Origin of the sequence: Micromonospora halotolerans (genome assembly GCF_032108445.1) — a bacterium.
Taxonomy (GTDB): domain Bacteria; phylum Actinomycetota; class Actinomycetes; order Mycobacteriales; family Micromonosporaceae; genus Micromonospora; species Micromonospora halotolerans.
This window is the reverse complement of sequence record NZ_CP134876.1, coordinates 4,173,628-4,194,260: the sequence shown is the minus strand read 5'-3', so window position 1 is coordinate 4,194,260 and position 20,633 is coordinate 4,173,628. Positions and strand designations below refer to the sequence as shown.

The 20,633-nt window shown below is 75.8% G+C and carries 15 protein-coding genes; 6 read left to right on the top strand and 9 right to left on the bottom strand.

The annotated features are described in order from the left end of the window. Positions 1–56: 56 nt before the first annotated feature. Positions 57–1,913: a DUF423 domain-containing protein gene (locus RMN56_RS20020; protein ID WP_313719018.1), complete on the top strand. Its 1,857-nt coding sequence runs from the start codon at positions 57–59 to the stop codon at positions 1,911–1,913. On the opposite strand, the gene RMN56_RS20015 is transcribed toward RMN56_RS20020, so the two are convergent. Together RMN56_RS20015 and RMN56_RS20010 are read right to left on the bottom strand one after the other, a co-directional pair. Further along, positions 1,895–4,861: a helix-turn-helix transcriptional regulator gene (locus RMN56_RS20015; RefSeq protein WP_313719017.1), complete on the bottom strand. Its 2,967-nt coding sequence runs from the start codon at positions 4,859–4,861 to the stop codon at positions 1,895–1,897. The two genes, RMN56_RS20020 and RMN56_RS20015, sit on opposite strands and share 19 nt — an antisense overlap. A 203-nt stretch (positions 4,862–5,064) precedes the next feature. After that, positions 5,065–5,235: a hypothetical protein gene (locus RMN56_RS20010; RefSeq protein WP_192579699.1), complete on the bottom strand. Its 171-nt coding sequence runs from the start codon at positions 5,233–5,235 to the stop codon at positions 5,065–5,067. 212 nt (positions 5,236–5,447) lie between these two features. Between RMN56_RS20010 and RMN56_RS20005 the strand changes: the two genes are divergently transcribed. After that, entirely contained in the window at positions 5,448–6,137 is a 690-nt protein-coding gene (locus RMN56_RS20005) for a DUF4191 domain-containing protein (RefSeq protein WP_091268389.1), read from the top strand. A gap of 66 nt (positions 6,138–6,203) precedes the next feature. On the opposite strand, the gene RMN56_RS20000 is transcribed toward RMN56_RS20005, so the two are convergent. Beyond that, on the bottom strand, positions 6,204–6,614 hold the full coding sequence (locus RMN56_RS20000) for an RDD family protein (RefSeq protein WP_376787208.1): 411 nt from the start codon (positions 6,612–6,614) through the stop codon (positions 6,204–6,206). 290 nt (positions 6,615–6,904) lie between these two features. Between RMN56_RS20000 and glnA the strand changes: the two genes are divergently transcribed. Further along, the gene (glnA, locus tag RMN56_RS19995) at positions 6,905–8,329 is read left to right on the top strand and encodes a type I glutamate--ammonia ligase (RefSeq protein WP_313719015.1); all 1,425 of its coding nucleotides are present in this window, start codon (positions 6,905–6,907) and stop codon (positions 8,327–8,329) included. An 88-nt stretch (positions 8,330–8,417) separates the two neighbouring features. Here glnA and RMN56_RS19990 read toward each other — a convergent pair whose 3' ends face one another. From RMN56_RS19990 to mptB (RMN56_RS19980), 3 genes are all read right to left on the bottom strand, one after another. Continuing rightward, on the bottom strand, positions 8,418–8,714 hold the full coding sequence (locus tag RMN56_RS19990; RefSeq protein ID WP_313719013.1) for a GYD domain-containing protein: 297 nt from the start codon (positions 8,712–8,714) through the stop codon (positions 8,418–8,420). A 123-nt stretch (positions 8,715–8,837) separates the two neighbouring features. After that, a complete protein-coding gene (gene mptB / locus RMN56_RS19985; protein WP_313719012.1) occupies positions 8,838–10,313 on the bottom strand; it encodes a polyprenol phosphomannose-dependent alpha 1,6 mannosyltransferase MptB in 1,476 nt (491 codons plus the stop codon). Positions 10,314–10,324: 11 nt separating this feature from the next. Continuing rightward, positions 10,325–11,740: a polyprenol phosphomannose-dependent alpha 1,6 mannosyltransferase MptB gene (gene mptB / locus RMN56_RS19980; RefSeq protein WP_313719011.1), complete on the bottom strand. Its 1,416-nt coding sequence runs from the start codon at positions 11,738–11,740 to the stop codon at positions 10,325–10,327. A 45-nt stretch (positions 11,741–11,785) separates the two neighbouring features. On the opposite strand from mptB (RMN56_RS19980), the gene RMN56_RS19975 reads away from it, so the two are divergent. Then, on the top strand, positions 11,786–13,483 hold the full coding sequence (locus tag RMN56_RS19975) for a hypothetical protein (protein ID WP_313719010.1): 1,698 nt from the start codon (positions 11,786–11,788) through the stop codon (positions 13,481–13,483). A 635-nt stretch (positions 13,484–14,118) separates the two neighbouring features. Here the strand turns inward: RMN56_RS19975 and RMN56_RS19970 are convergent. Together RMN56_RS19970 and RMN56_RS19965 are read right to left on the bottom strand one after the other, a co-directional pair. Further along, complete coding sequence (locus tag RMN56_RS19970; RefSeq protein ID WP_313719008.1) at positions 14,119–17,142, bottom strand: bifunctional [glutamine synthetase] adenylyltransferase/[glutamine synthetase]-adenylyl-L-tyrosine phosphorylase; 3,024 nt, start codon at positions 17,140–17,142, stop codon at positions 14,119–14,121. A gap of 1 nt (position 17,143) precedes the next feature. Continuing rightward, positions 17,144–17,911 carry a type 1 glutamine amidotransferase gene (locus tag RMN56_RS19965; RefSeq protein ID WP_313719007.1) on the bottom strand — a complete coding sequence of 256 codons (768 nt, stop codon included), beginning with the start codon at positions 17,909–17,911 and terminating at the stop codon, positions 17,144–17,146. Positions 17,912–17,976: 65 nt separating this feature from the next. Here RMN56_RS19965 and RMN56_RS19960 point away from each other — a divergent pair, with 65 nt between their 5' ends. Continuing rightward, positions 17,977–18,906, top strand: a complete 930-nt coding sequence (locus RMN56_RS19960) for a S66 peptidase family protein (RefSeq protein ID WP_313719006.1) — start codon at positions 17,977–17,979, stop codon at positions 18,904–18,906. An 81-nt stretch (positions 18,907–18,987) separates the two neighbouring features. Here the strand turns inward: RMN56_RS19960 and RMN56_RS19955 are convergent, their stop codons facing one another. After that, a complete protein-coding gene (locus RMN56_RS19955) occupies positions 18,988–19,872 on the bottom strand; it encodes a Vgb family protein (protein WP_313719005.1) in 885 nt (294 codons plus the stop codon). 181 nt (positions 19,873–20,053) lie between these two features. Between RMN56_RS19955 and RMN56_RS19950 the strand changes: the two genes are divergently transcribed. Next, positions 20,054–20,500 (top strand): hypothetical protein, encoded by a 447-nt coding sequence (locus RMN56_RS19950; protein WP_313719004.1) that lies wholly within the window; start codon positions 20,054–20,056, stop codon positions 20,498–20,500. The last annotated feature ends 133 nt before the right edge of the window (positions 20,501–20,633 follow it).

Genomic DNA, 20,633 nt, shown 5'->3' with positions numbered 1-20,633 from the left:
GGCCGTCCGCCGCGTCACCCACCGCCGGCCACCCGCCGGATGCCATGATCGCAGGGATGACCGCCGGGGTACGCCAGGAGCCGCGCGAGGCCACCCGCCCGCGCGCGCCCCGGCGTCCCCGGCTGCCGGTCCTGCTCGCCCTGCTGGTCGGGCTGGCCGGGGTCGGCTACCGGCTGGCGCTGCTGCTCGCCGACGCGCCGCCCACCAACAGCGACGAGGCGACCATGGGGCTGGCCGCCCTGCACATCGCCCGCGGCGCGGACTTCCCGGTCTGGTTCTACGGCCAGGCGTACATGGGCACCCTGGAGGCGTACCTGGCCGCGCCGCTGATCGCCCTGGCCGGGCCGTCGGTGCTCGCCCTGCGCCTGCCCACCCTGGCGCTCTACGCCCTCTTCCTCGCCCTGTCCTGGCGGCTCGCCCGCCGGCTCGGCGGCGACCGCTGGTACGCCCTGCTGGTCGTCGCCGTGCTCGCGCTCGGCTCCGACCGGGTGCTCAAGAACCAGCTCATCGCCGGCGGCGGCTACCCGGAGCTGAACCCGGCCGCGGCGGCGCTGGCGCTGCTCACCGTGGGGTTGTGCGCCGGCGGCTCGCGAGGGCTTTCCCGCCGGGCGGCCGCGGGCGGGCCCGCGGCGGGCCTGCCGCGCTGGGCGTCCTGGGGGTTTGTCTCCGGGTTGCTGCTCTGGGTCGACCCGCTGATCCTGCCGTTCGTGCTGGCGCTCGGCGCGGTGCTGGTGGGGTGGCGCCGGCGGGATCTGGTCGGGCGGGCCGGGGCGGCCCTGGCCGGGGGCCTGCTGCTGGGCGCGGCGCCGATGCTGGTGGACAGCCTCCGGCACGGCCGCAACCCGCTCGCCGCCGTCCTGACCGCCAGCGGCGCCGATGCGGCGGCGAGCTTGGGCGAGCGCCTGCACGGCGGGCTGGTGCTCGGGCCGCCGCTGGCCATGGGCTTCTGCTCCCCCGGCCGCTGTGCCGGGTGGCAACTCTGGTGGGCGCCGACGTTCCTCGTCCTGCTGCTGCTCGCGGCGATCACCGCCTGGCGCACGCTCCGCCGAGCCGCGTCGCCCGCGGATCTTGGAGAGTTCCGGTTCCCTGCGAACGACAACTCTCCAAGATCTGGTGACGACTCCGCTGGCGAGGCGGGCCAGCGGGTGTCGGCTGGGGTCCGCCTCGCCCTGCTCGCGGGAGCCGCGGCGGTGCTGGCGGCCTATGCGATGAGCAACGCGGCCGGGCGGGCCCCGATGGAGAGCGCCCGTTACCTCTCGGTCCTCGCGGTCGCCACGCCCGCCCTGCTCTGGCCCCTCTGGTCCGCCGCCCGCCGGGCCGGCCTGTGGCCCCGACCGGCCGGGCCGCCCCACCACCCCGGCGAGGTGGCGAAATTCGACCCGGCCGGCCACCACCTCGGCGAGCTGGCGGGATCCGACCGGCCTGGATACCGCCACATCGGCGAGCCGGAGTCGATCAGTCGGGCTGCGGGCGGCCGGAAGCGGATCCGGGCGGCCGGGGTGGCGGCGGTCGCCGTGCTGGCGGGGATGCTGGGCACCGGGGCGGTCGCCACAACGGGCGCGGTCGGGACCGTGCCGGCCACCCACGGGGAGGCCGACCGGCACCGCATACTCGTCGACGCCCTCGGCGACCTGAACCTGCGCCACGTCCGCGCCGGCTACTGGACCTGCAACCGGCTCGCTTTCGCCAGCGGCGAGGAGGTGCGCTGCGCGGTGGTCGACGACGAACTACGCCCCGGGTTCGACCGGCTGCCCGGATACCGGCGGGCGGTGGGCGCCGACCCGGACGCGGCCTGGGTGGCCCCGGCCGGGTCGCCGCTGGCCGCCCGGCTGGACGGGCGACTCGGACCCGGCCCGGGCGGGCTCAGGGTGGTCGACGTCCCGGGCTGGCGGATCTACCTGCCCCGCCGCTGAGCCGGCGTGACGGGTGGCGCCGGGTCGAGCAGCCCGAGGCGGTGGGCCAGCGCGGCGGCCTCCACCCGGTTGGTCACGTCCAGCTTCGCGATGATCCGGGACACGTGCACGCTCGCCGTCTTCGGCGAGATGAAGAGTCGCTCGGCGATCCGGCTGTTGCTGTGCCCCTCGGCGACCAGCCGGAGCACCTCCTGCTCCCGGCTGGTCAGCAGGTCCGGGCCGGGCCGGCCGGCGCCACGCAGCCCGACCCGCCGGGCCAGGGTGGCGGCCTGCTCCCCCAGCGGGGCGGCGCCGAGCGCGGTGGCGATGTCCGCGGCCTCGCGGACGGCGGCGGCCACCTCGTCCCGCTCGCCGGCCGCCGCGGCCGCCTCGGCCAGCGCGAGCAGCGCCCGGCCCAGCGGGTACGGCTGCCCCACCGCCCGCCACTCCGCCACCGCCGCCCGCCAGGCCGGCAGCGCCCCAACCGGCCGCTCCGCCGGAGCGAGGGGCGTTCCGGCACCGCCGTCGGTGGCGGGGGTGACGCCGGTGAGGATCGCGGTGACCTGGGCGGCGTGCGCCTGCTCCGCCGGAAAGCGGGCGGGCAGCACGGCGGCCACCGCGGCCGCCTCGGCGGCCAGCTCGGCGTCGCCGACGAGCGCCGCGGCGCGGGCCACCGCGCTGAGCACCGGCCAGCCCTCCCGCGGCAGGTCGACCAGGCGCTCGTCGGCCAGGGCGGCCCGGCTCGCGGCGAGCGCGGCCACCTTGTCGTCCGCCGCCAGGGCGGCCTCGACCCGCAGTTCGTGCAGCGGCAGCCGGTGGTTCGGCCACAGGTACGGCCGGGCCAGGAAGGCCAGCGCCCGGCCGACCACCTCGTCGGCGGCGGGATGCGCGCGGGCCAGCCGCAGCCCGGCCCGGAGCTGGAGCCAGTGCAGCCCGGAGACGCCCGGCGGGTCGATCCGGGCCGCCTCGGCGCAGGCCGCGTCGGCCTCGTCCCAGCGGCCCAGCGCGAGCAGCGCCTCGGCCCGGTTCGACAGCAGGTACGCCCCGGTGGAGCGGCTGATCCCCACCCGCCGCGCCTCGCTCACGCCGGCCGCGGCGGCCTCCTCGCTCTCGGCGTACCGGCCCAGCTCGTAGAGCACGTCGGAGAGGTACACCAGCGCGCTGACCAGCGCCGGCGCGTTGCCGGTGGCCCGGGCGAGGGCCTCGGCCCGGCGCAGCTCGGCCAGCCCCAGGTCGGGGGCCTTGTCGGTGCGGCAGAGCAGGGCGATCCGGGTGGGCAGCAGGGCCACGTCCTCGCCGATCGCCTCGGCCGCGGCCATCGCCTCGTCGGCCACCGAGGCGGCCTGCGCGGGGTCGATCTTGACCAGGTGGGCGGCGATGTCGGCGAGCAGCCGCACCCGCTCCGGCGCGTCCGCCAGCCCGCCCGCCAGCCGGTACGCCTCGCGCACCTCGGCGGTGCCGTCGCTCTTGCCGAGCAGGGCGAGCAGCCGGCCACGCCGGTGCAGCAGGTGGGCGGCGCGCAGCGGCTCGGCGGCGGTGTCCACCTCGGCCAGCGCGGCCCGGGTCAGGGTGAGCGCCCGGCTGTAGTCGCCGGCCGTGGTGGCCGCCGCCAGGGTCTCCTCCAGCACCCGCAGGTGGTCCATCCCGAGCCGGTCGGCGGCGTCGGGCACCAGCTCCCACAGTTCGAGGACCCGTTCCAGCAGCCGGCTCTGCTCCGCGTACGCGTACCGGTCGCCCGCCGCGCCGGCGGCCTCCCGGGCGGCGATCAGCGCGCGCGGGTGGTCGTGTGCCGCGTACCAGTGGTGGGCGATCTCGGCCGGGGCGCGGCCGGCGGCCACCAGGTGCGGCTGCGCCTCGATGGCGGCGGCGTACCGGGCGTGCAGCCGGGCGTGCTCGCCGGGGAGCAGGTCGTCGTGGACGGCCTCGCGCACCAGCGCGTGCCGGAACTCGTAGTCGCCGTCCGGGTCGGCCACCACGAGCTGGCCGGCCACGGCCGCGCGCAGCGCGTCCTCCAGCTCGTTCTCGGGCAGGCCGGCCACCTCGGCGAGGAGCTGGTGGGCGAAGCGGGTGCCACCGGCGGCGGCGATCCGCAGCACCCGCTGGGCCGGCTCGGGCAGCCGGTCCACCCGGGCCAGCAGCAGGTCGCGCAGCGTCTCCGGGAGCACCGCGCAGCCGACCGGGTCACCGGCCGCGGCCAGCTCCTCGATGAAGAACGGATTGCCCTGGGTACGCCCGTGCACGTCGTCCACGGCGCGGGGCGCCGGCTCGACGCCGAGCAGGTCGGCGAGGACGGCGGCCGTGCCGTCCCGGTCCAGCCGGCCCACCTCGACCCGGCTCACGCCCCGGGCCCGGTCCAGCTCGGCGAGGAAGGGGCGCAGCGGGTGGCCGCGGTGCAGCTCGTCGGTGCGGTAGGTGCAGACCAGCAGCAGGCGGGTGGACCGGGCGGCCCGGACCAGGAAGTCGATCAGGTCCCGGGTGGACCGGTCGGCCCAGTGCAGGTCCTCGATGAGCAGCACCAGCGGCCGCTCCTCGGCGAGCCGCCGGAACAGGTCGGCGACCAGGTCGAACAGGTAGCCGCGCGGGGTGTCGGAGACGGGCAGGCCGATCGGCGCGGCGGCCCCGGCCGGCACCCGGGCCAGCTCGGGCAGCAGCCGGGCGAACTCGGCCTCGTAGCCGGCGAAGGCGGCCGGGCCGTCGTGGCGCAGCACGTCGCGCAGCGCGGCGGCGAACGGCGCGAAGGGCAGGCCGGCCTCGCCGAGCTCCAGGCACTGGCCGATGAGCAGCCGCGCCCCGGTCGCGGTGGCGTGCGCCCCGAACTCCTCCAGCAGCCGGGTCTTGCCGACCCCGGCCTCCCCGCCCACCAGGACGGTCGCCGGGTCCCCGGCCCGGGCCCGGCCGAGCGCCTCGCGCAGCCCGGTCAGCTCGGACTGGCGGCCGACGAGGACGGTGCTGGCGGCGCGTGGGGTCACGCCGTCGAGCATGCCACGGCGTACGCCGGCGCCGTCCCGGCCGACCGGCCGGTTCCCCGCCGGTCCGGCCGCCCCCGTGGCGGCCGGACCGGCGGGCCTGGAACCCGACCCGGCCGCACCACCCCGGTCCGGGACGGCCGGACCAGCGTCCGTGGAGCCCGCCCCGGCTGCGGCGCTCGGGTGCGCCGGCAGCGCCGGGGCGGTCACCGGCGGGCGTCGGAGACGCGGGCGGCGTGCTGCCGGCGGCCCAGCCAGCCGCGCGGGTGGCGGCGGGGCAGGGACCGGGCGAGCCGGTCACGGGCCGCGTCGGCCTGCAGCTCGGAGGCGTGGCTGCGGTGGATGCTGAGGAGCAGGTCTGCGTCGTTGCCGAACATCTCGGTTCTCCTGTCGTGCGGTGTCTGTCGCTGTCGACACTGACTTTCCGCGCGAAGGTGCCCCCGGGGCATGGGTGCGCTGCCTGATCTTCGGCCGTTCCCCCTCCTTACCCGGGGGCCTCAGCGGCCCGGCCGCGACGTAAGGTACTCAGCCGCGGCGGAGGGGCGGCCACGGATCAACCGGCTGCGCGGCGACCACTAGACTCTGCACCATGGCAAAGCCCCAGGAGAAGGTCTCGTTCGGCCAGCGGCTGAAGCAGATCGGGATGGTGTTCCAGTTCACCGCCAAGCAGGACCGGTGGTTCGCGCCGCTGACCGCGGCGGCGGTGCTGATCCCGCTCGCGCTCACCGTGGTGGCGGTGCTGCTCTGGGGCTGGATCTGGCTGCCGATCGGCATCCTGTTCATCCTGCTCGCCGTGCTGATCGTGCTCAACCTGCGGTCCAACAAGGCGATGATGAACGCGGCCGAGGGGCAGCCCGGGGCGGCGGCCCAGATCATGGAGAGCATGCGCGGCGACTGGCGGGTCACGCCGGCGGTCAGCTCCACCACCCAGATGGACATGGTGCACCTGGTGATCGGGCGGCCGGGGGTGATCCTGCTGGCCGAGGGGAACCCGCAGCGGGTGCGCGGCCTGCTCGGCCAGGAGAAGCGCCGGCTGGCCAAGGTGATCGGCTCGGCGCCGCTGCACGACTACGTGATCGGCCAGGGCGAGGGCGAACTGCCGATCCGCAAGCTGCGGATGACGCTGATGCGGCTGCCCCGCAGCCTCGCCCCGAAGGACGTCAACGCCCTCGACAAGCGGCTCAAGGCGCTCACCGCCCGCCCGCAGATGCCCAAGGGCGCGATCCCCAAGAACATGCGGCCGCCGCGGGGCGCGTTCCGCCAGACCCGGGGTCGCTGATCCCCGTCGTACGCGAGAAGGAGCCGGTCCCGCGCGGGGCCGGCTCCTTCGTCGTGCGGGCCAGGGTCAGCGGCGGGCGGCGCGCGGGGCGTCGGTGACGACCGACCCGGTGAGCCGGTCGTGCAGGCCGCGCCGGTGCTCGTCCATGATCAGAGCGGGCACCACGACGGCCAGCAGCACGCCGCGCAGCAGCGCCCGGACCAGGCCGATCCGGCCCCCGTCGGCCCAGGAGAGGCAGCGGATCCGGGTGAGGTACATGCCGGGGGTCTGGGCGAAGAGGCCGAGGAAGAAGCCGTACTCCAGGATCAGCACCAGGACCGGGGCCCAGCCGTCCCGGACCGGGTTGGCGAAGATGTTGGCAATCAGCAGGCAGAGCAGCCAGTCGACGAGCAGCGCGCCGAAGCGGCGGCCGAGGCTCGGAGGCGTGAAGGTCGGGTCCGCGGCGGGCGGCACCGGCACGGCGGCGGTATCGGTCACAGCGGCCAGGGTAGCCAGCGGCCGGCGCGGTGACGGGAGCGCCGCGGCGGGCAGGGGTGCCGGTCACTGCCCGGTACGGCGGTTCGGCGCCCAGCGGGGAACGGGACCAAACCGCGCAGACGGCGACAGACCGGCGCAGCGGGAGCGTCGGAGCCGCGCGGCTGAGCGGCCGGAATGACGCTCCGCGAGGGACGTAACACGGCGGAAACAGACGAGACACGGCCGGGCAACCCCGCGGCCATAGCGTCGCCAGGAAGACAGCGACCGGAGTGGACCCGCCAGGAGGACCTGTGTTCGCCAATCCCGAGGAACTGCTGCGCTACCTCACCAACGAGGACGTGAAGTTCGTCGACGTACGTTTCTGTGACCTGCCCGGCGTGATGCAGCACTTCAACCTGCCGGTCGAGTCCGTCGACGACAGCCTGTTCACCGACGGCCTCGCGTTCGACGGTTCGTCGATCCGCGGCTTCCAGGCGATCCACGAGTCGGACATGCTGCTGCTGCCCGACGTCGCGTCGGCGTTCATCGACCCGTTCCGGGCGCAGAAGACCCTCGCGTTGAACTTCTTCATCCACGACCCGTTCACCCGCGAGGCCTACTCGCGGGACCCGCGCAACGTGGCCAAGAAGGCCGAGGCGTTCCTCGCGGCCAGCGGCATCGCCGACACCGCCTACTTCGGCGCCGAGGCGGAGTTCTACATCTTCGACTCCATCCGCCACGAAACCTCCGCCCACCAGTCGTTCTACTACATCGACTCGATCGAGGGCGCCTGGAACTCCGGCCGGGACGAGCCCGGCGGCAACCGCGGGTACAAGACCGCGTACAAGGGTGGCTACTTCCCCGTCCCGCCGGTGGATCACTACGCCGACCTGCGCGACAGCATCGTGCGCCGCCTGGTCGACACCGGCTTCACCGTGGAGCGTTCGCACCACGAGGTCGGCACCGCCGGCCAATCGGAGATCAACTACAGGTTCTCCACCCTGCTGCACTCCGCCGACCAGCTGCAGCTGTTCAAGTACATCGTGAAGAACGAGGCGTGGGCCAACGGCAAGACCGCCACCTTCATGCCCAAACCCCTGTTCGGCGACAACGGCTCCGGCATGCACACCCACCAGAGCCTGTGGCTGAACGGCGAACCCCTGTTCTACGACGAGACCGGCTACGCCGGCCTGTCCGACACCGCCCGCTGGTACATCGGCGGCCTGCTGCACCACGCCCCGTCGCTGCTGGCCTTCACCAACCCCACGATCAACTCCTACCGGCGGCTCGTGCCCGGCTTCGAAGCGCCGGTCAACCTCGTCTACTCGCAGCGCAACCGCTCCGCCTGCACCCGCATCCCGGTCACGGGTAGCAACCCGAAGGCCAAGCGGGTCGAGTTCCGGGTGCCCGACCCGTCCAGCAACCCCTACCTGGCGTTCTCGGCGATGATGATGGCCGGTCTCGACGGCATCAAGAACAAGACCGAACCGCCGGCGCCGATCGACAAGGACCTGTACGACCTGCCGCCGGAGGAGTGGGGCGACGTCAAGCAGGTGCCGGGCTCGCTGCCGGAGGTGCTCGACGCCCTGGAGGCCGACCACGACTACCTCCTCGACGGCGGCGTGTTCACCCCGGACCTCATCTCCACCTGGGTGTCGTGGAAGCGGGCCAACGAGGTCGACCCGGTGCGCCTGCGCCCGACCCCGCACGAGTTCGCCCTGTACTTCGACTGCTGAGCAGAGCCCCTGGGCACAACTTGGGTACAACCGACGGGCCATCGATCTCCGCGTACGCGCGATCGATGGCCCGTCGCGCTCTGTCGCCTTAGCCAGCGGCTTTGGCGATGATGCCGTCCATCTCCTCTCGACCGAAGGCCCGCAGGGTCGTGGTACGGACGTTGCCCGCCCCGCCGAGCTTCAGGAGCGCCGCGGTGCCGGTTTCCTCGTCCGGAGCCTCGACGACGGCCACGAGGTCGTACGGACCGACAGTCCAGTAGATGGTCAGGAGATTCGCCCCGAGATTCTGGGTCGCTGCGGCGAAGGCCTCAGCGCGCTTCCCGGTGTCCTTGTAGCCTCGGATCCCCTGATCGGTCCAGTTCAGCAACGCGACATACGTCGGCATGGGCCTTCACCTCCATGAAGAGACCTCATCGTAAGGTCAATTCTGGACATAATGGACGGGATCTGCATCAACATCCCGGTCCTTCCGTGCCCGCTCTGCCAGCTCCGGTTCGCGCGTACGCCGTCAGCGGGCTCGGCGGGCTCGGATCGCGACCACCACGACCACCACCACCAGCGCGGTCATGAGGATCGCCCCCGGCGCCTTGGTGAACCGGGCCAGGTTGGTGCCGTCGGGCAGGGCGAGCAACGAGGCCACCGCGCAGGGCGCCACGAACCACGCCGTCCGGGCCACGGCGAGCGTCGCCACGGCGAGCAGCGCGAGGGGCCAGGTCGCGTACCAGGGGTGGAAGACCGGGGCGAGCAGCACGGTGGCGGCCAGCGCCAGGCCGGCCCCGGCCAGGGCCGCCCGCGGCCGGGCGGCCGGCTGCCCGACGTCGCCCAGCCGGCGCAGCGCCGTCCAGGCCCGCCACCAGAGGATCACCAGCAGCACGGCGAGCACGGCGAGCGCGGCCGCCCGGACCACCTGCACGGCCTGCGGATCCCGGCCGGCCAGGCCGCCCGCGTAGTCGACCACCAGACCGACCGCGGTCGGTGGGGAGGTCCACTGCTCGGAGTCGCCGCTTCGGGCCAGGCCGCGTACCCAGCCGAGACCCAGGCCCGTGGCCAGGCTGGTGGCCGCCAGCGTGGCCAGCACTCCCCCGGCCAGCCAACCGCCGTCGCGCAGCAACGCGCGCCAGGTGTAGCGGCCCGGCACGGCGGCCAGCACCGCGAACGGGAGCACCACCACGGCGACCGCCTTCACGGCGACGGCCAGCCCGAACAGCACCCCGGCGACGACCAGCGCCCGCGGCCCGCCGGGCCGGCGGATCAGCACCAGCAGGCCGAACAGCAGCAGCCCGAGGCCGACGGCGTCGTTGTGCGCGCCGGCCACCAGGTGCACCCCCACCAGCGGGCAGGCCAGCACCAGCCAGGCCGCCCGCCGGGTGGGCACCCCGACGGCCCGGGCCAGCCCGGGCAGGCAGAGCGCCGCCAGCAGCACCCCGGCCAGGGCCACCACGCGCAGCAGCACGATCGCGCCGACCAGGCCACCCCCGAGCAGCACGGCCAGGCCGGCGAGCAGCACGAAGAACGGCCCGTACGGAGCCGGGGTGTCCCGCCAGATCGGCGACACGCTCTCCGCCCACGGGCAGCCGGCCGCCGCCACGCCGACCCGGTACGGATCGGCGCCGTGCGTCCAGGACCAGCCCTGGCAGGCGTACGAGTAGACGTCCCGGCTGCCGAGCGGCGGCGCGGCCAGCAGCGGGAGCAGCCAGAGCCCGGCGGTCAGGTACGCCCACCGGCCCGACGGGGCGCCCCAGCGCAGCGACCACCAGGCCCCGACCAGCAGCACCGTGCCGACCAGCCAGCAGCCGAGCACCGCCGGCCCGTGCGGGGCGCGCCAGGCGTCGCCGAGGCTGGTCACGGCGGGGGTGTCGGGCAGCGCGCCGCCGAGCCAGCCGGCGACGGTCAGCAGCGCGGCCCCGGCGAGTCCGGCGTACCGGGCGACCGCGGCGGCCACCGGCCGGACCGGTCCGTCGGGCAGCGCGCCGGGCTCGCTCACCGGCACCTCTCTCAGTCGGCTCCTCGGTCGGCGGGGACCGGCCGGCGGGCCGCCCGAGCCGAACGTACCAACCGGACCACCACCACGATCACCAACAGCGTCATGAGGGGCGCGCCCGGCATCTTGCTCCACCGGGGCAGGCCGGTGCCGTCGGCCAGGACCAGGAACGACGAGACCAGCGCCACCAGCGCGAACCAGCCCGTCCGGCGCGCGGTGGCGGCGAGCACGGTGAGCGGCCAGATCCAGTACCAGGGGTGGAACAGCGGCGAGAGCGCGACCGTCGCGGTCAGCGCCAGGCCGGCGTGCCAGAACGGCTCCCCCCGGCGCAGCGCCCGGAACCAGAGCCAGACCAGCACCCCCACCAGGACCACCACGGCGATCCCGCGGGTGACCGGCAGCGCGTCGATGTGCGCGCCGAAGATCGCCGCGACGTACCCGGCGGTCTGCCCGACCGCGGTGGGCGGCGAGGTCCAGGCCACGACCAGCCCGCCCTGTTCGAGTCCGCTGATGAAGCCGAAGTCCAGGCCCGCGGCCAGGGTCACGGCCACCACGGTGGCCACGGCCGCGCCGACCACCCACGCGCCGTCGCGGACCAGCGCCCGGATCCGGTACGGCCCGACGATCGCGGCCAGCGCGGCGAACGGCACCACGACCAGCGCGGTGACCTTGACGGCGGCGGCCAGGCCGAGCAGCAGCCCACCGGCGAGCAGCGGCAGCGGCCGACCGGGCCGGGCCGCCACCACGGCCAGCCCGGCGACGAGCAGGCCCACCATGAGCGCGTCGTTGTGCGCCCCGGAGATCAGGTGCACGGGCACCAGCGGGCAGGCCAGCGCCAGCCAGAGCGCCCGCTGCGGCGGCACCCCGCAGCGGCGGGCCAGCACCGGCAGCGCCCAGGCGGTCAGCCCCACCCCGGCGACCGCGAGCAGCCGGAACAGCGCCACGCTGCCGGCCAGCGACCCGGCCGCCGACACCACGGCCCCGGAAAGCACCACGAACAGCGGCCCGTACGGGGCCGGGGTGTCCCGCCAGATGTAGGAGATGGTGTCCAGCCACGGGCAGGGCAGCGCCGACACGCCCTGCTCGTACGGGTTGATCCCGGCCGAGTAGCTGGCACCCTGGCAGGCGTAGGCGTACGCGTCCCGGCTGCCCAGCGGCGGGGTGAACAGCATCGGCAGCAGCCAGAGGGCGACCGTGACGAGCACCCAGCGGGTCGACGGGGCCTGGTCGCGCAGCGACCACCAGGCCCCGGCCAGCAGGGCGGTGCCGACCAACCAGAGCGCGATGATCAGGGGCCCGTTGGGGCCCTGCCAGATGCTGACCGGGGTGGGGCGCAGGTCACCGTGCGGCAGCGCGCCGCCGAGGTAGGCGGCCACGGCGAGCAGCACCGAGCCCGCCAGGCCGATCCAGCGCGAGAGGTGGTGAGGCACGCCGGACATGCTGCCAGTACGGTGGGTCGCGATCAGGAGGTGGGCATGCGGGGCGGTCGGGTGGTGGCGGTGTCCGCCGCGTCCGCGCTGGTCCTCGCCGTGCTGTATCTCACCCTGCCGGCCACCGGCTCGGACCTGTCCGCCCAGGTGGCACGGGCCGGCTTCTTCGCCGAGCACGGGCCCGCCCTGGTCGACCTGCGCTGGTACGGCGGCGTCCACCCGTGGGGCTACAGCCTGGTCTCGCCGCCGCTCATGGCCCTGCTCGGGGTCCACCTCACCGGGGCGCTCACCCTGCTCGCCTCGGCCACCGCGTTCGCGGCCCTGCTGGTCCGGACCCGGGTGCCTCGGCCGCTGCTGGGCAGCCTGGTCGGAGTGCTCACCATCGCCGGCAATCTGGTCTCCGGCCGGGTGACGTACGCCCTCGGGGTCACCTTCGGCCTGGCCGCGCTCCTCGCGCTGACCCTGCCCGCCGGGGCCGCCGGGGCCGCCGGGGCTGCCGGGGCTGCCGGGGCTGCCGGCCGCGCCCGGTGGTGGCGCGTCGGGCTGGCCGCCCTGGCCGCCCTGCTCGCCTCGGCGACCAGCCCGGTGGCCGGGCTCTTCGTCGGCCTGGCCGGGGTCGCGCTGCTGCTCACCCGCCGGTACGCCGACGGCCTGCTCCTCGCCGTGCCGGCCGCCGCGCCGCTCGCCGTGACCGGACTGCTCTTCGGCGAGGGCGGCTGGATGAACATCAGCCACACGGACACCCTGCACGCCGTGGTGACGAGCCTCCTGGTGGCCGCGCTGGTGGCCCACCGGCCGGTGCGGGTCGGCGCGCTGCTGTCGGCGGCCGGGGTGCTGGCCGCCGCACTGCTGCACACCCCGGTCGGGTTGAACGCCACCCGCCTCGTGGTGATGTTCGCGCTGCCCGTGCTGGCCGCCACCGCGACGCTCCCCCGCCGGCTGACCGCCCGGTGGCCCGGACGCCACCCCGCCGGGCCCGCAGTCGAGCCCAGACCCGCGGACGAGCCCGGGCCGGCGGACGAGCCGAGGGTGGCGGTAGGGCGACGGCGGACGGTAGGAGCGGCCGTGCTGGCCGCGCTGCTGGCGGCGGTCTGCGTGTGGCAACCGCCCGTGGTCACCGCCGACCTGGCCAGCGCGGACGATCCCACGGCCGACCCGGCGTACTTCGCGCCGCTGCGCGCGGAGCTGGACCGGCGCGGGCTCAGCGGGCGGGTGGAGGTGCCGCCGACCCGCAACTACTGGGAGGCCGCCCACCTCGGCGAGATGCCACTGGCGCGGGGCTGGCTGCGCCAGGCCGACATCGCCCGCAACCCGCTCTTCTTCACCACGGTTCCCGGCGCGCCCGGCACCGGGGTCCCGCTGACCGCCGACACCTACCGCGCATGGTTGGCGGAGAACGCGGTCCAGTACGTCGCCGTGCCCGACGTCGAGCTGTCCTGGGTGGGGCGGCCCGAGGCGGACCTGGTCCGCGCCGGCCTGCCGTACCTCACCGAGGTCTGGTCGGACCCGCACTGGCGGCTCTACGCGGTGACCGACCCGACCCCGCTGGTCGGCACGCCCGGGGAACTGGTCCGCCAGGACGCCGCCACGGTGACCTTCCGCGCACCCGGCCCCGGCCCGGTACCCCTGCGGATACGCCACGACCGCTGGCTGACCGCCTCCGGCGGCGCCACCGTCGCCCCCGACGGCGAGTGGACGACAGTGACGGTCCCGCACGCGGGCACCTACACCCTCGGCAGCTGACCCGGGACCTTCTCGCCAGCCGCTACGAACGTGATGACGTGAACGACTCACCCCGCCCGGCCGGCCCTCTCCGAAACCGGTCCGCCTCGGTCCGCCTCTGGACCACCACCGGGCCAGCTCCGGCCGCCATTGGGCCACCACCGGGGCACCTCCGGCCGCAATTGGGCCACCACGGACCATCTCCGGGCCGCCATTGGACCCCACCATCGGACCATCTCCGGGCCGCCACAGAGCCATCTGCGGGCCGCCATCGGGCCGCCACAGGGCCGCCATCGGGCCGGCCCACCACCGAGCCAACGTTGGGCCGCCACAGGGCCGCCATCGGGCCGGCCCCCGCGGCGGGTGGGCCGGTGCGGGGACGGCGATTCACCCACGTCATCAAGTTTGTAGCCACCGACGAGGAAGCCGACGACCCGGCCAGGCAGCGGCGAGCGCCTAGCCGCCAACCCAGCCAGGCAGCAGCAAACGCCCAGCCGCCAACCCGGCCAGGCAGCAGCAAACGCCTAGCCGGCGACCCGGGCAGGCAGCGGCGAGCGCCTTCCAGCTGATGTCGCCGCCGACTCACCACTGCCGGTTCCTGTCGGAGTCTTAGGACCGGCGGGCGGTCCGGGCGCGGGCCCTGAGGCGCCGGCGGGTCATGCCGGGGAGTCGAGCACCCGCTCCATGGCGGTCCGGGCGCGGCGGCCCGTGCGCAGGTACTCGTCGAGGAACTCGCCCGGGTCGTCCCCGCCGAGCAGCCGCACGACGCCGGCCAGCTCCACCCCGTGTCGCGGAAGTTGGTCACCGGCCCGGCCGCGGACCAGCATCAGCGCGTTGCGGACCTGGGCGGCGAGCGTCCAGCCGGCCGCCATCTCGGCCGCGTCCTCGGGGTCGACCAGACCGGCGTCACGGGCCGCGGCCAGCGCGCCGAGGGTGCTCGTGCCGCGCAGCGCGGGCAGCCGGCCGGCGTGCCGGAGCTGGAGCAGCTGCACGGCCCACTCCACGTCGGCGAGCCCGCCCCGCCCCAGCTTGGTGTGGGTGGCCGGGTCGGCGCCCCGGGGCAGCCGCTCGGTCTCCACCCGCGCCTTGATCCGGCGGATCTCCACCACCTGCTCGCGGGTCAGGCCGTCGGCCGGGTAGCGCACCGGGTCGACCATCGCCTCGAAGTCGGCGCCCAGGTCGGCGTCGCCGCAGACGAACCGGGCCCGCAGCAGCGCCTGCGCCTCCCACACCTTCGACCAGCGGGCGTAGTACTGGGCGTACGCGGCGAGGCTGCGTACCAGTGGGCCCTGCCGGCCCTCGGGGCGCAGGTCGGCGTCGACCCCGAGCGGCGGGTCGGGGGCGGGCGCGGAGAGCAGCCGGCGCAGCTCCTCGGCGACGGCGTGGGCGGCGGCGGCCGCGGCCTGCTCGTCCGCGCCCTGGGGCGGGTCGTAGACGAAGAGCACGTCGGCGTCGGAGAGGTAGTTCGACTCGCGTCCGCCGAGCCGACCCATGCCGATGACGGCGAAGCGCAGGCCGGGCGGCCCCGGCTGGGCGGCCCGGGCGGTGCGCAGCGCGGCGGCCAGGGTGGCGTCGGCGACGTCGGAGAGGGCGGCCCCGACCGCCGTGACGTCCGCCAGGGTGGGCACCCGCCCGCCGCCGTCCGGCGACCGTGGGGTGAGCGGGGCGAGCGTACCGGCCCGGCTGAGCACGTCGGCGCAGGCCAGCCGGACCAGCTCCCGGCGGCGCAGCGCGCGTACGGCGCGGGTGGCCTCGACCGGGTCGTCGTGCCGGGTCGCGGCGGCCGTGAAGCCCTCGCCGAGCACCTCCCGGGGGCGCGGGGTCAGCTCGGTGTCCTCGGCCAGCAGCCGCAGCGCCTCGGGCTCCCGGGCCAGCAGGTCGGCGGCGTACCGGGAGGAGGAGAGCACCCGGGCCAGCCGACGGGCCACCGGGCCGGAGTCGCGCAGCAGGCGCAGGTACCAGGGGGTGCTGCCGAGCTTGTCGGAGACCTGCCGGTAGTTGAGCAGCCCCCGGTCCGGCTCGGGCGCGTCGGCGAACTCGCTGAGCAGCACCGGCAGCAGGGTGCGCTGGATGGCGGCGGTGCGGCTCACCCCGCCGGTGAGCGCCTGGAGGTGCCGCAGCGCTCCGGCCGGGTCGGCGAAGCCGAGGATCTCCAGCCGGCGCCGTGCCGCCTCCGGGGTGAGCCGCAGCCCCTCGGCGGGCACCCGGGCGACCGACTCCAGCAGCGGCCGGTAGAGCAGTTTGGCGTGCAGCCGGCGTACCTCGGTGGCGTGGGTGACCCACTCGGCGCGGAACTCCTCGACGGCGCTGCGGCCCGGGGTGGCGGCGTAGTCGAGCGCGGCGGCCAGCCAGCGCAGCGCGGCCGGCTCGGTCGGCACGGTGTGGGTGCGGCGCAGGCCCTGGAGCTGGAGGCGGTGCTCGACGCCGCGCAGGAAGCGGTAGCCGCGCAGCAGTGCCTCCCCGTCGGCGCGGCCCACGTAGCCGCCGGCGACCAGGGCGCGCAGCGCCGGGATGGTGCCCGGCGCCCGCAGCGACTCGTCGACGCGGCCGTGCACGAGCTGGAGCAGCTGGACGGCGAACTCGATGTCGCGCAGCCCGCCCGGGCCGCGCTTGATCTCGCGTTCCAGCTCCTTCGGCGGGATGTGGTCGATGATCTTCCGGCGCATCGCCCGGACGTCCTCGACGGCCTCCGGCCGCTCGGCGGCCGTCCAGACCAGCGGGGCGAGCGCGTCGATCCACTCGCCGGCCAGCGCCAGGTCGCCGGCCGCCGGCCGGGCCTTGAGCAGCGCCTGGAACTCCCAGGTGCGGGCCCAGCGGCGGTAGTAGGCCAGGTGGCTGGCGAGGGTCCGGACCAGCGGGCCGCGGTTGCCCTCGGGACGCAGCGCGGCGTCGACCGGCCAGGCGACCAGCCCGCAGATGTGGATCAGCCGGGTGGCGACCTGGGTCGCGGCGGCCAGGTCGTCGTCGGTGGCGGCCACGAAGATGACGTCGACGTCGGAGACGTAGTTCAGCTCGTCGCCCCCGCACTTGCCCATCGCCACCACGGCCAGCCGGGGCCGGGCAGTGCCCTCCGGCAGCTCGTCGGCGGCGATGTCGTAGGCGGCGGCCAGGGTGGCGTCGGCGAGCCGGGACAGCGCCGCCATGGTCTGCTCGAGGCCGCGGCCGCCGGTCAGGTCGGCCGCCGCGATCCGCAGCAGCGCCAACCGGTACGCCTGCCGCAGCGCCGGGACCGGGCCCGTGGCGGCGGTCAGCCGGGCGGCGGTGGCCAGGTCGAGCCGGCCGTCGGCGGAGGGCGCCAGCCCGTCCGCCTCGGTGGCCAGCACGGGCCACTGGGCGGGGTTGGCCACGAGGTGATCGCCGAGCGCCGAGGAGGCGCCGAGGACCGCGACCAGGCGGCGGCGCAGCCCCGGGTCGGCGGCGAGGGCGTCCAGCACCGCCGGCTTCTCCCCGGTACGCCGTTCCGCCTCGACGACGCGGTGCAGCTGGCGCAGCGCCAGGTCCGGGTCGGCGGCCCGGGACAGGGCGGCGAGCAGCTCACCGGCCGCCTCGTCGGCGGGTTCCTGCTCCTCGACGCGCCACAACCCGAGCCCGTCCGGCCCGAGCAGGTCGGCGGCGCGCGCCGAGCCGTCGCCCTCGGCGAACCCGTAGCGGGCCAAGCGGCCCCGGGCCGGTCGGGTCATCTCAGTGCCCGAGCAGCGGCAGGGTGGGACGGATCGTGGCGGCGTCCAGCTCGCCGAGCGCGAGGGCGGCGAACCGGACGGCGAACGGCTGCCAGACCTCCTCCACGTCGGCCATCACCCGGTCGCAGGCGGCCACCACCAGCTCCGGGTCGTAGCCCAGCTCGGCCAGCAGCTCCGAGTCGCGGGCCCAGTCGGCGATCATCGCGGTGTCGCACTCGATGTGGAACTGGAGCCCCCAGGCCCGGTCGCCGAGGCGGAACGCCTGGTTCGGGTAGCGGGTCGAGGCGGCCAGCAGGGTGGCGCCGTGCGGCAGCGCGGTGATCTCGTCGCTGTGCCACTGGAGCACGTCCGGCATCAGCGGCACGTACCGGAAGAGCGGGTCGGTCTCGGCGGCGTCCCGCTTGCCCACCACGGCGGGCCCGACCTCCGGCCCGGACGGGCTGCGCTCGACCTGCCCGGCGTGGGCGGTGGCCAGCAGCTGCCCGCCGAGGCAGACCCCGAGGGTGGGGATCCGCTGCCGGACCGCCTTGCGCAGCAGCCCTTCGAGGGCCGGGAACCAGGGCGCGCCCGGGGTGCCGTCCGGCAGCGGGTAGGCCTGCTGCTCGCCGCCGAGCACCACGAGCGCGACGTAGCCGTCGAGGTCGGCGGGGAGCGCGTCACCGGCGTGCGGGCGCAGCACCCACAGGTCCAGGCCTCCCTCGGTGAGCCACTCCCCCAGGCGGCGGAGGTCGTCGGTCGGGTCGTTCTCGATCACCAGCGCGGTCGCCACGACGTCGAGGCTATCCGGTACGCCCGGCGAGGGCCGGTCCGGCTCGGCCGCACTAGGCTCCCGTCGTGCCCACCGACGACTGCCTGCGCCCACCGGTCCTGCGCCCCGGCGACCAGGTGATGCTGGTCTCGCCCTCCGGCCCGACCCGTCCGGAGCGGGTGGCCCGCGGCATCGAGCTGCTCACCGGCTGGGGGCTGCGCCCCGTGCCCGCGCCGCACGCGTACGCCCGCCAGGGCTACCTGGCCGGCGCCGACGAGCTGCGGGCCGCAGATCTGAACGCCGCCTTCGCCGACCCGGAGATCCGCGGGGTGATCTGCACCCGGGGCGGCTACGGCGCGCAGCGGGTGGTGGACCACATCGACATGGCGGCGGTCCGCCGCGACCCGAAGGTGGTGGCGGGCTTCTCCGACATCACCGCGCTGCAGTTCGCGCTCTGGCGGGGCGCCCGGCTGACCGGCGTGCACGGCCCCGGCGCGGCGTGGCGGGACGAGCGCACCCCGCTGCGCTCGGCGGAGTCGCTGCACGCCGCGCTGATGACCACGGAACCGGTGACGATCGAGGCGTTGAAGGAGGAGGAGACGTACGCGGTCCGGGTGCCCGGGCGGGCCGAGGGTCGGCTGCTCGGTGGCAATCTGTGCCTGATCACGGCGTCGATCGGCACGCCGGACATGCCGGACCTGACCGGGGCGGTGCTGCTGGTCGAGGAGGTGGAGGAGCCGCCGTACAAGGTCGACCGGATGCTCACCCACCTGCGCCGCTGCGGCGCCCTGGACGGGATCGCCGGGGTGGCGGTGGGCCAGTTCACCGACTGCGCGGACGGCTGGGACACCACGATCACGGATGTGCTCACCGAACGCCTGGGCGACCTGGGCGTGCCTGTCCTCGGCGGCCTCCCCATCGGCCACGGCCCCGACCAACTGACCGTCCCGGTAGGCACCCCCGCCGTCCTCGACGCGACCACCGGCACCCTGAGCGTCTCCCCCGCCGTCCGCTGACCCGCCGGGCTCCCGCAGTCGATCATGAGGTTGGCGGCAGTTTGAAGGTCCACCACTGCCGCCAACCTCATGATCACCGGGTCAGGGGGTGAGGTGGGCGACCTTGCCGATCTCCAGGGCGGCCCAGACCGTGCCGTCGGGGGTCACCGTCAGGCCGTGCGGTTCGGACTGCGGGGTGGGCAGGTCGTGGCCCGTGATGTGGCCGGCCTTGTCCATGTGGCCGATGCGGTTGGCGGCCCACTCGGTGAACCAGCAGCCGCCGGCCGGGTCGGCCACGATGGCATGCGGGCGGGCCGCGCGGTCCGGCAGCGGGAACTCGTCGATCCGGCCGTCGGGGGTGATCCGGCCGAGCTGGCCGGCGGCGATCTCCACGAACCAGAGCGCGCCGTCGCCGCCCAGGGTGATGCCGACCGGTCCGGCGGCCTCGGTCGGCAGGGCGTGCAGGGTCACCTGCCCGTCCAGCGCGACCCGGGCGATCGCGTTCGCCTGGTTGAGGGTGAGCCAGAGGGCGCCGTCCGGCCCGGCGGCCAGCATCGAGGGGAAGCCCTTGGCGGCGGGCAGCGGGAAGGTGGTGACCGCCCCGTCGACGGTGACCCGGCCGACGGTGTCGTCGCCCATGCCGGCGTACCAGAGGGCGTCGTCCGGGCCGACGGCGAGGCCGCACGGCGCGGTCCCCGGCGGGAGCGCGACGGTGCTGGTCTCCCCGTCGACGGTGATCCGGCCCAGCCGGTCGTCGCCGGAGCGGGTGTACCAGAGCGCGCCGTCCGGGCCGGCGGTGATGATCAGCGGGCGGCTCTCCGCCGGGTCCGCGGGGTACGTCCGCACCTCGCCGTCGGGCCCGACCCGGGCGACGCCGCCCGTCCCGGCCAGCGTCAGCCAGAGCGCGCCGTCCGGGCCGGCGGTGATCCCGTACGGTCCCGAGCCTGGTTCCCCGAGCGCGATCTCCCGGATGGAGGGGTTCGTCATGCGGCTTCGCCTTCCGTCGGTGACCGGCCCACCCTCCCGGCCGCCGCAGCCCGTCGCAACTGCTTTGTCCCCGTTCGCCGGGGCGATTGCCAGCGCGCTGACAGGTTCGCCACGGGTTGCGCCCAGCTCCGCCGGTCACTGTCGGTGAGGTCATCGCATCACCATCGAACAGGAGAATCGCATGATCCGCAGGATGTCGAGGAAGCACCTGCTGGCCGGCCTGGCCGCCGCCGGCGTGCTCGGCGTCGGGATCGCCGCCCCGACGGTGGCGCTCGCCGACGACAAGAGCCCCAGCCCGAGCGCCAGCATGAGCACCGACCAGCAGCAGCAGCGGACCGATCGGCAGGCCGACTTCGCCGAGGCGCTCGCCAAGGAACTGGGCGTCCCGACCGACAAGGTGACCGCCGCGCTGGACAAGCTGCGCGAGCAGCGCCAGGCCGACCGGCCGGAGCGGCCGTCGACCGAGGACCGGCAGGCCGCGCTGAAGGAGCGGCTGGACCAGGCCGTCAAGGACGGCAAGCTCACCCAGGAGCAGGCCGACGCGGTGTTGAAGGCCGCCGAGGCCGGCGTCTTCCCGGGCCCGGGCGGTCACGGCCACCGCGGCGGGGACGGCCGCTGGGGCAGGTGACCCGGGCGGCCCCGCCGTCTCCTCACCGGCCGCACCTCCCTCCGCGGCCGGAGCCCGCTCCGCGGCGGGGCCACCGGGCTGACCGCCCTGGATTCGGGTGCGTCTGGTGTCGCTCCGGCGGCATCAGACGCAC

Excerpts from the sequence above, each read along its gene's own strand:
- RMN56_RS20020 (WP_313719018.1), top strand. The coding sequence starts at position 57 with ATGACCGCCGGGGTACGCCAGGAGCCGCGCGAGGCCACCCGCCCGCGC.
- RMN56_RS20010 (WP_192579699.1), bottom strand. The coding sequence starts at position 5,235 with ATGTTCGGCAACGACGCAGACCTGCTCCTCAGCATCCACCGCAGCCAC.
- RMN56_RS20005 (WP_091268389.1), top strand. The coding sequence starts at position 5,448 with ATGGCAAAGCCCCAGGAGAAGGTCTCGTTCGGCCAGCGGCTGAAGCAG.
- RMN56_RS19990 (WP_313719013.1), bottom strand. The coding sequence starts at position 8,714 with ATGCCGACGTATGTCGCGTTGCTGAACTGGACCGATCAGGGGATCCGA.
- RMN56_RS19975 (WP_313719010.1), top strand. The coding sequence starts at position 11,786 with ATGCGGGGCGGTCGGGTGGTGGCGGTGTCCGCCGCGTCCGCGCTGGTC.
- RMN56_RS19970 (WP_313719008.1), bottom strand. The coding sequence starts at position 17,142 with ATGACCCGACCGGCCCGGGGCCGCTTGGCCCGCTACGGGTTCGCCGAG.
- RMN56_RS19955 (WP_313719005.1), bottom strand. The coding sequence starts at position 19,872 with ATGACGAACCCCTCCATCCGGGAGATCGCGCTCGGGGAACCAGGCTCG.
- RMN56_RS19950 (WP_313719004.1), top strand. The coding sequence starts at position 20,054 with ATGATCCGCAGGATGTCGAGGAAGCACCTGCTGGCCGGCCTGGCCGCC.